Source organism: Alteraquisediminimonas sediminicola, from assembly GCF_019740335.1.
Classification (GTDB): domain Bacteria; phylum Pseudomonadota; class Alphaproteobacteria; order Sphingomonadales; family Sphingomonadaceae; genus Alteraquisediminimonas; species Alteraquisediminimonas sediminicola.
Genome location: NZ_JAHXZS010000002.1, coordinates 87743 through 99891 on the forward strand (window position 1 = coordinate 87743; position 12149 = coordinate 99891).

Here is a 12149-nt window from a genome sequence, read left to right on the forward strand (position 1 = left end):
CCTCAGCCGAAAGTATCGGCCAGCTCGCCCGTAAAGACATGGGTCGCAGGCCCCGTCATCAGGATCGTGCCGCCCGGTTGCCAATCAATCTGCAGATCGCCGCCCGGCAGGCTGACCTTGACCTGATGGCCCACCAGCCCGCGCCGGATCGCGGCGACCGCCGTGGCGCATGCCCCGGTGCCGCATGCCTGCGTCAGGCCCGCGCCGCGTTCCCACACCCGTAATTTCAGATGATCAGGCCCAACCAACTGGGCGACATTCACATTGACCCGTTCGGGGAACATCGGATCATGTTCGATCACCGGGCCGATCTGCGCGAGATCGACCGCATCGCAATCGGGCACGAAAAAGATCACATGCGGATTGCCGACATTGACGGCCATCGGCGTTTCCAGCCCGTCATCCCACGCCACCGGCATGTTGGCGCTGTCCATCGCAAAAGCGAGCGGGATTTCATTCCATGCAAAATGCGGCGCCCCCATATCGACGCTCGGTGCCGCACCGCTGACCCGTGCTTCGATCATGCCGCCTGCGGTTTCGATCCGGGGATGGCCGCCCAACAACAACGCGACGCAGCGCGATGCATTGCCACAGGCCCCGACTTCGCTGCCATCCGCATTGAAAATCCGCATCCGCGCATCGGCAACGTCGGAAGATTCGATCAGGATCAACTGGTCGCAGCCCACGCCCGTATGACGGTCGGCAATCGCGGCGGCGCGGGCCGCATCAATGACAACTGGCGCGCTGCGGGCATCAATGACGACAAAGTCATTACCCAGCCCGTGCATCTTATGAAATTTTATGCCCATCCTTCGGCCTCTATGCCGACATCAGGCATGAGTCCAGTATTCAGCCAAAGGCGTTGGAGCCATAATTTCGATACGCCCCCTCTCCCCCACGCGCGCCGGTCAGATCGACCGAGGCGGCTTCATCCGGCACATTTGCGACATGGTCGTCCTTGGTGGCGTTCAACAGGACTTCAACCTGCATCGCGGACAGGGGCTTGCCATAATGCCAGCCTTGGCCCTTGACGCAGCCCATCTCTTTCAACCGTTCCAGCGTATCGAGATCTTCAATCCCCTCCGCCGTGATGTTGAGACTCAGGCTTTCTCCTAGCCGGGTAATCGCATCGACAATCGCCGCGCTGTCGCTGTTTTCGCTCATCGACATTACAAAACTCTTGTCGATCTTGATCCGATCGAACGGCAAGGCGCGCAAATGGGCAAGCGAGCTATAGCCAGTGCCAAAATCATCGAGCGCAAGCCGCACCCCCTGATTTTTCAGGCTGGCGACAATCGACTGGGCAAGGCCAAGATTATCGAACAACGATGTTTCGGTAATCTCGATTTCAAGGCGATTGGCAGGAAAGCCGGTTTTGACCAGTAGCTTGAGGATTTTCTGGGCCAGCCAAGGGTCCTTCAACTGGTCCGGCGAAATATTCACCGACAATGTCAACGCCGGATCCCAGTCGCGCGACATTTCAAATGCCTGTTCCATGATCGACATCGACAGATCGCCGATCATGCCCGTTTCTTCGGCAATCGGAATGAACACATCCGGCAAAATAATGCCGTTGATCGGATGTTCCCAGCGCGCCAATACTTCAAAGCCACGCAGCGTGCCGGTCGCAAGATCGATCTGCTTTTCAAAATAGGGCACAAACTGCCCCTTGGGAATGCCGTCCCTGATCCCCTGTTCGATATCATTGCGAATGCGCAATTCGCTCTCCATCCCGGCATCGAACCAGACCGAACGATTCTTGCCGCGACGCTTGGCCGCATGCATCGCGATATTGGCGCGGCGCAGCAGGACGTCCGCCGATGAACCGTCGATATCGCTGCGGGCAAGGCCGATGGAACTGCTGATCGAGACAATCGCGCCATTGATGTCGAACGACCGGCGCGTGGCCTTCAAGACACTCTCGACAACCCCATCCACGCGTTCGAGTGACTTGCCATCAAAACGCAGGATCATTGCAAATTCATCGCCGCCGATGCGACCGACCACCGCATCCTCTGGCGCATCAGCCATCAGGCGCGTTGCCACCACCTTCAACACCTGATCGCCGACATTATTGCCATGCACGTCATTTACATTTTTGAAGCAATCGAGATCGACCATCAACATGACGATATATTGATCGACACTCATTTCATGTTCGGTCATCGCCTGACCACGATCGACAATATTGGCGCGGTTGAGCAAGCCCGTCAGCGCATCGGTCTCTTTCAGGGAATCCGCCAACCGGTCGGCTTTTTCCTTGGCCTTCGCGGTGGACAGACCATCGCGATAACGCCGCCAGCTAAACAGGACCAAGGCGATGTTCAACAACACCGTCGATGCCAGCACCGCATCAAGCTGGCCGGAGCCATCCACCGCATTTTTGATAATATTGACGAACATATCTACCGCCGATCCGGCAAACATGATGATCGCCCCAAAGACGATGGCACCACTGACCAGATCACGCCCCGCCGTGCCGGATAGGTGCTCAATGCTATTCGATTTAAGTCCTGAACGCTGATCAAACATATACGCAACCCCGATTACTCGACGATATATGTTCTAGCATTCAGAGTCTGAAAGACGCGTTAAACCCCGCGCGCGTCTAAAAAATAATCATTATTATCACCAATTTGGCTTAAAATCGGCCTTATTCCGCGCTATAATCCGCCGTAACATTATATCGGCCTCGCCATATCGCATGCGTTCCCAATCGTCAGAGCGTCATGCCGTGCAGCAATTTCGGCAGATCCCCGCTCGCGCCCCGCGCCTCGTTCATGAAGCTTTGTTTCAGCGGCGGCAAATGTTCAACCAGATTGAGTCCAAAACGCCGCACGCCACGGGCAATCTTGCCGCCCACGCCAAACAAATGGACAAAGCCATCGGTCGCGCCTGCCACCATCAGGCTATCAAGCGCGCGCCAGCGTTCATAACGCGCCAATAACTGCGCATCGCCCGCATCCAGCCCGAGCCGGATGCCATCCACCAGCACTTCCGCCAGCGTCGCCGCATCGCGCAGGCCGAGGTTCAGGCCCTGACCCGCAATCGGATGAATGCCATGCGCCGCATCGCCGACCAGCGCCAACCGCTCGCCCGTGATCTTGGCAGTATGGTGGAAGCTGAGCGGATAGAATGAGCGCGGCGACAACAATTTCATCTGACCAAGCAGCCCGCCCGTCTTGCGGTGCATTTCCGCCAAAAACGCTTTTTCCGGCAGGGTGGCAAGCGCAGGCGCATCCTCGCGCGACACCGTCCAGACAACGCAGGAGCGATTGCCCGGCAGCATCGGCAGAATCGCGAATGGTCCATCGGCATAGAAGATTTCATGCGCCACATTCTCATGCGACAATTCATGTTCGACCATGCAGATCACCGCCGAATGGTCATATTGCCAGCGCGCGGCATTGATCCCGGCGGCATCGCGGGTCGGCGATTGCCGCCCTTCCGCCCCGATCAACAGCCCCGCCTTGACCGTCGCGCCGGACTGGAGCGTCGCCACGACGCCCAAAGGCCCGCGATCCACCTCGACCGCCCGATCCTGCATCATCAGCCGGATGTTGTCCGCCTGCGCCGCTTGCTCATGCAGCGCCACCCGCAAGGCGCGGTTTTCGAACATATAGCCAAGCGGCGGTTCATGCGGGTCGGACGCGAAAATCAGCGGCTTTTTTTGCAGGCCATCACGCACTTCGATCGTGCGGATCGGACAGCCCTTGCCCGCCAGACGCGCGCCCACGCCAATGGCTTCGAGCATCGCATAAGGCCCGCTCGCCACCGCAGAGGCGCGGCCATCATGGCCGGGGGCGAGAATATCCGCCGGGTTTGCCGGATCGACGACAATGCTGCTGACCCCATGCACATCAAGCGCGAGCGCCAGCGTCAGCCCGACAAGGCCGCCGCCAAGGATCAGCACATCGCTGGTAATGATATCTTTATGGGGTTCAGCCACCGTCAAAAATCCACCGCAATGCCTTTGAGTTCCCAATCGCCATAACGCACCGGGTCCAACCCGTTGCGACCGCCATGTTCTTCCGCCGCTACCACGGGCTGGGGCGCAGGCAAGGGCGGGCTCGGTGTCAGATAGGACGGGGCCTTCACATGGGCCGGGCGTTGGCCGGGGGTCGTCTTGGGATGTTCAACGGACATTTTTCACCAGACTCAATTATCGCTCAAAGGCAGGCATTGCACAAAGGCAGGCTAAACCCCATTCTAGCGCCAAGGAGGTTCCAGACTCAAGATGAATACCGTCAAGACGATGATGTTGCTGGCCGCGCTGACGGCATTGTTCATGGGCATGGGTTTCATGCTCGGCGGATCGGGCGGTGCGATGATCGCGCTCATCGTCGCTGCGGCCATGAATCTGTTCACTTATTGGAACGCGGACAAGATCGTCTTGCGCATGCATCACGCGCGCGAGGTCGATGCCCGCTCAGCGCCCGATTTTTATGCGCTGGTGCAGCAACTGGCCCTGCGCGCGCAAATGCCGATGCCCAAGGTCTATATCATCGATAACCCGAACCCCAATGCCTTTGCCACGGGCCGCAACCCCGAAAATGCCGCCGTTGCCGCCACCAGCGGCCTGCTTCAGATGCTCAGCCCGGATGAAATCGCGGGCGTGATGGCGCATGAACTGGGCCATGTCCGCAACCGCGACACGTTGATCATGACAATGGTCGCCACCATTGCCGGGGCGATTTCGATGCTAGCAAATTTCGGGATGTTTTTCCGTTCCAACGACAATCGTTCGGCGGGCATGGCCGCGTTGCTGGCCGTGATCGTCGCGCCCTTTGCGGCGATGATCGTGCAAATGGCGATCAGCCGCACCCGCGAATATGGGGCCGACCGTGCTGGCGCGGAAATCAGCGGCAATCCGCGCGCGCTCGCATCGGCCTTGGCCAAGATTTCGGGCGCGGCCACCCGCATTCCCGATCCGGTCACACAACATAACCCGGCAGCAGCGCAACTCTATATTGTGCCGACCAGCATCAGTTCGCTCTTTTCCACCCATCCCGCGACCGAAAGCCGGATTGCCGCGCTGGAACAGATTGCGCGGGACATGGGAGGCCCGACAAGCTATGGGAGCGCACCTTCGGTTGTGCCACGCTCGGCGCGTCGAAGCGCACTCGACCCGAACGCGCGGAGCTGAACCATTTCCGAAATCGACCCTTCCGAAAGCGCCAATGCCCAAATTGCGGGCCTGAACAGCCGCCGCGCAGCGTTGCGCCTGTTGGATGCGGTGCTGCGTACCGGCACGCCGTTGGAAGCGGCCCTGTCGACGGCCACCAAAGGTCTGGAGCGTTCGGAAGATCGCGCCTTCGCCCATGCGATTGCGGGCCATGTGCTGCGCCGCCTTGGCGACCTTGATCAATTGATCGATTCCGCCACGGCCCAGCCGCTGGCAATGGATGCCAAGGCGCGAATGGTGCTGCGGATCGCCTTGGTGCAGGCGCTGGTGCTGAAAACCCCGGCCCATGCGGTGATCGCGACCTGCCTGCCCTTGGTCGAGGGCGGGCCGAAACGGCTGGTCCATGGTGTGCTCGGCACCTTGTTGCGCAAGGGCGCAACCCTGCCCGATGATCGCGGCAGCCTGCCTGAACCCGTCGCGATGCGCTGGGGCAGCGCATGGGGCATGAATGTGCTGTCGGCGGCCAAACAGGCGCTGGCCAGCCCGCCGCCGACCGATATCACTTTGCGCGATGCCGCCGCGACCCAAGGCTTTTGCGACAGTCTGGGCGGCAATAGCCTTGCCCCCGGCCATGTCCGCCTGCACGACAATGCAGCGATCCCGGCGCTTGAAGGTTTTGCCTCGGGCGAATGGTGGGTGCAGGATCTCGCGGCTTCGCTGCCTGCCCGCCTGTTGGGCAACAGCCGTGGCGGCGACGCGCTCGACCTGTGCGCCGCGCCCGGCGGCAAGACGATGCAATTGGCGGCTTCAGGCTGGAAAGTCACCGCGCTCGACCTGTCCGAAAAACGGATGCGGCGGCTGTTGGAGAATCTCGAACGCACGTCGCTCGATGCGGAAATCGTGGTGGACGATGTCCGCAAATGGCAGACCGATGCGCAATTCGATGCGATCCTGCTGGATGCGCCGTGCAGCGCCACCGGCATTTTCCGTCGCCACCCGGATGTGCTGCACCGGGTGCGGCCCAAGGATATTGCGACGCTCGCCGAACTCCAGTCAGAATTGCTCGACCGTGCGCTCGGTTGGCTGAAACCTTCGGGCAAGCTTGTCTATGCGACATGTTCGCTTGAACCGGCGGAAGGCGAACAACAGATCGAGACGTTTCTCGAACGCCATCCCGATGTCATGATCGACCCGATCACCGCAGACGAACTACCCGCAGGCATCCCGGCAAATGATCGCGGTTGGGTCCGGTTGCTGCCCGGCATGATCGCCGAACAAGGCGGGCTGGACGGCTTTTTCATCGCGCGGCTCAAATACCGCTGATAAAATGCGTGCCGGGGCGAGGCTGTCGCCATTGCCCCGGCACATAGCTTACATCCCAAATGCGTCGGAGATCGAACAGGCCGCAGGCCCAAGGATAACGATAAACAACACCGGCAGAATGAAAAGAATCAGCGGCACCGTCATGATCGCCGGCAACCGCGCGGCCTTTTCTTCCGCCCGCATCATCCGTTCATTCCGAAATTCCGCAGACAGGACGCGCAACGAACTGGCGAGCGGCGTACCGTATTTCTCGGTCTGGATCATGGTCGACACCACGCCGCGGATGGAATCGAAATTCACCCGCATCGAGAGATTTTCAAACGCCTGACGACGCTCGGTCAAAAAGCTCAGTTCAATCGATGTCAGCGCGAATTCATCTGCCAATTCAGGATAGGCCTTGCCCAACTCCCGCGCGACACGGCCAAAAGCGGCATCGACGGTCAGACCTGCCTCGGCGCAGATGACGAGCAGATCCAGCCCATCCGGCAACCCCTTGCGAATGGCATCGCTGCGCTTTTGCACCTTGTTTTGCACATAAATATCAGGTGCTTTGTAAGCAACGATCAGCGATCCGGCGACAAGCATGAACTGTTTGAGCGGCGACCATAAGGGAAACCAATCCAACACATAAACGCCGATGGCCATCCCGCCACCGATCACGATCGGCAAGACAAGACGCCCAAAAATGACCGCCACGGCAAGGTCTTTGGAACGAATGCCCGCCTGCATCAATTTGATCTGTGCCGCGCGCAACTGTTCACCCTGCAACATCTGGAACCGTTCAAGTACGGCCTTGATCCAGTCGGTATGTTGATTCTTGCGCACCAGCTTGGCCCTGCGACCAGTGGCAGTGGCTACTTTGGTGATGCCGGCACGCAGTTCATCGCGCCGATCGTTCAGCATCTTGACCCGCTTGGCCATTGGATCACGGACAGTGGTCGCGGCATAGATCGCGACCATGATGGCCAATGTCGCCACACCAGCCAAAGTCGTCCCCACCAGTGCGACATCCACACCCATGATGGTCGGACCTAGGTTATTGTTCATGGTCTCTATTCCCTCTGGCCGCGATCAGATTTCAAAGCTGATCATCTTGGCCATGATGATCGCCCCGATCGACATCCAGACCATCCCGGCCCCACCCGCGATCATCAAACGCTGTTCGACGAAGAAGCCCTGCATATAGCTGTCGTTGATGAACCAGATCAGCCCGAACACGATGAACGGCAATGAACCGATAATATAGGCGGATGCCTTGGATTCGGATGACATCGCCTTGATCTTGAGCTTCATCTGCGAACGCTTGCGCAACACATCGGCAAGGTTCGACAAGGTTTCCGCAAGGTTGCCCCCGGTTTCACGCTGAATGGCAATCGAGATGCAAAAGAACTGGAATTCCGGCGTACCAAGACGATCGGCGGTTTCCTGCAACGCCACGTCCATTGTCCGGCCAATCCGCATTTTATCGGACACGTTTCGGAATTCGACCCCCACTGGCCCCGGCACTTCCTGCCCGACCAGACTGAGAGTTTCAGAAATCGGCAGACCTGAACGCAAACCACGCACCAGCAAATCGATCGCATCGGGGAATTTGACGGTGAAGGCGTGGACACGCCGCTTGATGAGGGAGTTCACCACCATGTGCGGCATGCCTAGACCCACCGGAAAACCGGCGACAATGGCAAAAATAATGGGCATGCCCTTGACCAGCAAAATGATGGTGACCATCAGCGATAAACCGCCTGATGCCATCATATATTGCGGCAGGGTCCAGTTCTTGCCGGTCCGCAAGATGCGTTCCCGCAACAAGGCAGGCCGGGGGATGAACTGCGACATGACATTGTCCAGCCGGGTCTGGCGATTGGCGACAATCTTGCGCAACTGCGCCTGCACCGTCACGCTGGAATTGGAACTATAGCGTTCCTTCAATCCTTCCAACCGCTTGGCAGCCATTTTGTTGGCAGACGGCCCGGATGACAGGCCCATCAACAGCAACATAACAGTCAGGACGCCAGCGCCCAACATGATGGTCTGTATCATCGTCATTGCCCATCTTCCCGTCTTGTCTCGGCGACACGGCACGATCCGGCGCGCGGATCAATCTCGTGCACAGAGAAAATTTGACTGCCCATCACCCGACCTTGGCTTTGCCCTTGCTCGGCAACATGGCCTTCAGTTCATTCAGCTTGTTCATCAGCGTGGGACCGCCCGCCGCCTTTGCCGATTTTGCACCATCGCCAGATTTGCCCGCGCCATAACCGGCGCCATCATCCGTGCCATCCGACAAGGCGAGCAATTCTTCCACCAGTTCGCCCAATGGGTTGAAGTGGCGATTGCCCTTGCCCACATCCGCCAGCGTCCGGCAAAGTTTCGTGGCTTGCACCGCGACTTTCTGGTCAAAGCCGATGACATAATCGATCTTATGTTCGATCGAGCTTTCAAAATCCTTGCGGGAAATCTCGCTGCCCCCGACCACCGGCACCTTGTTGGCGACGACAATGATGCGCACGGCGGGCGCATTGGATTTGAACCAGCCCAACAAGCGCATCATATCGCGCGTCGCGGCCAGCGTCAGTTCGGTCACCACCACCACGGCATTGACCACATGCAACAGATGCGGGTGCTGGATCAGGATGTTGCGCGGGATATCGACAACCGTGCATTCAAAGGCGGCACGGATTTCTTCCTGCAATTGAAAGAACGCGCTGCCATCGGTCAACATCGGACGGTTCATCGATGCTTCGGCGGACAGGATCGACAACATGTCGCTCGCTTTCACCATTGCGCGTTCGAGAAACAGCCCGTCGATCCGGCCCGGATTTTCAATCGCATCGACCAAACCGCGACCCGGCTCCAGATCCATTGACAGCGCCGCCGTGCCAAAATGCAGATCAAGATCAAGCAACGCCGTCAGGCGCTGTTTCTTCTCGGCAAAGCTCCAGGCCAGCGATGTCGCCACGCTGGATGCGCCTACCCCGCCGCGAATGCCGATCACCGCCGTCAACGAATGTGGCCGGGCCGGTGCGCCATCCGCATTGCGCGGACCAGCCAGCACCATCTGGGCATGGGCAAAGGCATCGCGCAGTTGATCCGGCGTAAATGGCTTGAGCAGATAATCCTGAATGCCGCTCGTCAGCAAATCGCGATAGAGCCGCACATCATTCACATGCCCGGCGGCAATCACCACCGTGCCGGGTTCGCACACTTCGGCCAGCGCATTGATATCCTGCAACGGATTGACCGATTCCGACATATCGACAAACAGGACGTGCGGGCTGGCGGAAACCGACAAGGTCTGGACCGCATTCCGCAGCCCGCCCTTGTTGATCTTTTCAATCGACCAGCCGAATTCGGCGGCGACCGGCTTGACGAATTCGGCGGTCGCATCATCACAGACAAAGCCGATAAATGGCTCGCGATGCATAGAGCCGCGCGCTGGATTCCAAGGTGCGTTCATCTTATTTCCCCTCTGAAATTTTCTCGAGCTTCAGACCCTTCTCGCCGGTCGGGGGTGTCTTGCGATAAACGTCGATCGCCTTGAAGGCCACGGCGGCATCGCCCGCCGATGCCCCCGCCTGACCGCGCACCAGATCTTGGGGATTGGCGACCATCGCTGCCAGATTGGCATTGATGGCACAGCCATAATTGGACATGCCCGAGCCTTGGAATTCCGGTTGCGATGAGCGCGACCAGTTCGGGCAGTTCGGGACGCTCGCGGTGGTCCGGCTTACGATCACGCGGACGGCGCCGGGGGCAGGTTCACCCGCCGCCAGTTGCGGCGCCGTATCGGCCAGCAGCAGGCCAAAGCGCGCGACCACCGATGCCACGGCATCGCGGCCTGCCTGCGGACCTCGCGACGTGCCGGCATCCACCGACACGCGATCGCCATAGCGCAGTTCCAGCGTCGAAAACCAATCCTCCAGCCGCTGTGCTTCGCCCGACACCAGACCTTCGCCGCCACTGCGGACGTCAAAGACATAATCGGTGCGCTGGACAATCGGCTGGTTCACGGATTCAAGGCCGCGATTGACGGGACCACAAGCGGCAAGGGTCATACCAAGCGCCATGAGCGCGAGTGACGGACGAAGCGACATCATGTTTCTCCTGTTCCTGTTGCGCATCAAAAGCTGAAGCCGGGGGTGGCGGCTGGCACGCCGGACTTGCCCTTGCGCGGCTTCGCGGTGGCGTTGTTCGCGGCAACCTGTTCCTCGACAATGGCCCCACCTATAGCGGCTGGCGATTGCACATCGCGCGCGTCACCGCTGGTGCCGATTGCCGGTCCCGATACTGCGGGTGGTGCAGCCTTTGGCACGGGGCGTTTTTCGCCCGACTTGCCATCAAATGTTTTGCCTTCGATGAAGTTCTGGATATCGGTTGGCGACTTATATCCATCCGTCGGCAGGGCAATCGCATTGGCCGATACCGGCTGGACGAGATAGGGCGTGACCACGATCATCAACTCTGATTCGTTGCGACGGAAGCTCTTGGACCGGAACAATGCGCCAAGTACCGGCAGATCGCCGAGGCCCGGGGCCTTTTCTACCGAGTTATTCTGGCTGTTCGACAACAGGCCGCCGATCATGAAGCTTTGGCCCGAACCAAGTTCCACCGTGGTTTCTGTGCGGCGGGTCAGGATGCCCGGCACTTTGAAACCGTTCAAATCGACCGAACCGGCATCGCTCAATTGCGATACTTCCGGACGGACGCGCATCGAAATGCGACCATCGGTCAACACGACCGGGGTAAAGGCAAGGCTGACGCCATAAGCTTTATATTCAATCGCGACGGTGCCCTGCCCCTGTGCGACCAGGATCGGGAATTCACCACCCGCAAGGAAGCTGGCGGTTTCACCCGATAATGCCGTCAGATTAGGATTGGCGAGGGTCGTCACCGTCCCGTCCTTTTCACCAAGGTCGAGTGCGCCCATCAAATTCATCCCGAGCACCTTGCCCGCGCCCGCCAATGTCGTTGACCCAGCCGTAAGCAGGTTCGAAAATTTATAGGCCGTCCCGGCGGCGCTCGATTCGATCGTGCCGATACCCCGGCCCTGACCGATGCCGAACAAAAAGCCCCCGGTGTTATCGAGCGATGTCAGGTTCACCCCGATTTTCTTGCTGAAATCACGGCTGACTTCGGCGATGCGCACCTGCAAATTTACCTGCAATGGCGTCGCAGTCTTCAGGCGTGAAATAATCTTGATGCCGTCGCCGACATAGGCCTGCGCCAGACGCTGCGCCTCGCCCACATCTTCCGGCGTCGCGACTGTGCCGGTCAGCAAGACCGTCTTGTTCATGGTGGCCGCCTGAATCTTCGATTCCGGCATGGCTGTCCGCAACATCGAGGTGACAGAGTCGAAATTCTCGCCCACCCGGACATGTGCCGAATACAGCACATTACCGCTCGCGTCGGTGGCATAGACGGTCGTTTCACCCGCGCCCTTGCCGAATACGAACAATTCATGGGTGGAAGGCGCCTGCACATCGGCCACCGCAGGATCGGCGACAAACAAGTCCGACATCGTCCCCGAGAGACGCACCATCTGGCCACGGCCAATGGAAAGCGTGATCAGTTCACGGGGGCTGCTGGCCGTACCCGCGGCATTGGCCGGGACCACATTGACCGCCAAGGCCATGCCGGTGGCGATCGTCGCCGCGAAAATCGCGCTCATCCCGCGATCCAGAAATGTCATTTTACGCTTCAT

Annotated in this window: 11 protein-coding genes; 2 read left to right on the forward strand and 9 right to left on the reverse strand. The window is 59.3% G+C overall.

The features are described 5' to 3' along the window. Positions 1–2: 2 nt before the first annotated feature. The 4 genes from dapF to K6117_RS06485 all read right to left on the reverse strand — a co-directional run bounded on the left by dapF (position 3) and on the right by K6117_RS06485 (position 4146). Positions 3–809: a diaminopimelate epimerase gene (gene dapF / locus K6117_RS06470; RefSeq protein ID WP_221793121.1), complete on the reverse strand. Its 807-nt coding sequence runs from the start codon at positions 807–809 to the stop codon at positions 3–5. 40 nt (positions 810–849) lie between these two features. Then, positions 850–2532, reverse strand: a complete 1683-nt coding sequence (locus K6117_RS06475; protein ID WP_221793123.1) for a putative bifunctional diguanylate cyclase/phosphodiesterase — start codon at positions 2530–2532, stop codon at positions 850–852. A gap of 187 nt (positions 2533–2719) precedes the next feature. Further along, a complete protein-coding gene (locus K6117_RS06480; RefSeq protein WP_343211750.1) occupies positions 2720–3949 on the reverse strand; it encodes an FAD-dependent monooxygenase in 1230 nt (409 codons plus the stop codon). 2 nt (positions 3950–3951) lie between these two features. After that, positions 3952–4146, reverse strand: coding sequence for a DUF1674 domain-containing protein (locus K6117_RS06485; protein ID WP_221793125.1), 195 nt, complete (start codon positions 4144–4146; stop codon positions 3952–3954). Between the two features lie 91 nt (positions 4147–4237). Between K6117_RS06485 and htpX the strand changes: the two genes are divergently transcribed. Continuing rightward, on the forward strand, positions 4238–5146 hold the full coding sequence (htpX, locus tag K6117_RS06490) for a zinc metalloprotease HtpX (protein WP_221793127.1): 909 nt from the start codon (positions 4238–4240) through the stop codon (positions 5144–5146). A gap of 3 nt (positions 5147–5149) precedes the next feature. Continuing rightward, on the forward strand, positions 5150–6448 hold the full coding sequence (locus K6117_RS06495) for an RsmB/NOP family class I SAM-dependent RNA methyltransferase (protein WP_343211757.1): 1299 nt from the start codon (positions 5150–5152) through the stop codon (positions 6446–6448). Positions 6449–6496: 48 nt separating this feature from the next. Here K6117_RS06495 and K6117_RS06500 read toward each other — a convergent pair whose 3' ends face one another. From K6117_RS06500 to K6117_RS06520, 5 genes are all read right to left on the reverse strand, one after another. Then, positions 6497–7495 (reverse strand): type II secretion system F family protein, encoded by a 999-nt coding sequence (locus K6117_RS06500; RefSeq protein WP_221793129.1) that lies wholly within the window; start codon positions 7493–7495, stop codon positions 6497–6499. Positions 7496–7519: 24 nt separating this feature from the next. Continuing rightward, complete coding sequence (locus tag K6117_RS06505; RefSeq protein ID WP_221793131.1) at positions 7520–8494, reverse strand: type II secretion system F family protein; 975 nt, start codon at positions 8492–8494, stop codon at positions 7520–7522. A gap of 85 nt (positions 8495–8579) precedes the next feature. Beyond that, entirely contained in the window at positions 8580–9905 is a 1326-nt protein-coding gene (locus K6117_RS06510) for a pilus assembly protein CpaE (RefSeq protein WP_221793133.1), read from the reverse strand. 1 nt (position 9906) lies between these two features. Next, on the reverse strand, positions 9907–10545 hold the full coding sequence (locus K6117_RS06515) for a CpaD family pilus assembly protein (RefSeq protein ID WP_221793135.1): 639 nt from the start codon (positions 10543–10545) through the stop codon (positions 9907–9909). Between the two features lie 23 nt (positions 10546–10568). Then, on the reverse strand, positions 10569–12149 hold the full coding sequence (locus K6117_RS06520; protein WP_246604917.1) for a type II and III secretion system protein family protein: 1581 nt from the start codon (positions 12147–12149) through the stop codon (positions 10569–10571).

Excerpts from the sequence above, each read along its gene's own strand:
- K6117_RS06520 (WP_246604917.1), bottom strand. The coding sequence starts at position 12,149 with ATGAAGCGTAAAATGACATTTCTGGATCGCGGGATGAGCGCGATTTTC.
- K6117_RS06510 (WP_221793133.1), bottom strand. The coding sequence starts at position 9,905 with ATGAACGCACCTTGGAATCCAGCGCGCGGCTCTATGCATCGCGAGCCA.
- dapF (WP_221793121.1), bottom strand. The coding sequence starts at position 809 with ATGGGCATAAAATTTCATAAGATGCACGGGCTGGGTAATGACTTTGTC.
- K6117_RS06515 (WP_221793135.1), bottom strand. The coding sequence starts at position 10,545 with ATGATGTCGCTTCGTCCGTCACTCGCGCTCATGGCGCTTGGTATGACC.
- K6117_RS06485 (WP_221793125.1), bottom strand. The coding sequence starts at position 4,146 with ATGTCCGTTGAACATCCCAAGACGACCCCCGGCCAACGCCCGGCCCAT.
- K6117_RS06500 (WP_221793129.1), bottom strand. The coding sequence starts at position 7,495 with ATGAACAATAACCTAGGTCCGACCATCATGGGTGTGGATGTCGCACTG.
- K6117_RS06475 (WP_221793123.1), bottom strand. The coding sequence starts at position 2,532 with ATGTTTGATCAGCGTTCAGGACTTAAATCGAATAGCATTGAGCACCTA.
- K6117_RS06505 (WP_221793131.1), bottom strand. The coding sequence starts at position 8,494 with ATGACGATGATACAGACCATCATGTTGGGCGCTGGCGTCCTGACTGTT.
- htpX (WP_221793127.1), top strand. The coding sequence starts at position 4,238 with ATGAATACCGTCAAGACGATGATGTTGCTGGCCGCGCTGACGGCATTG.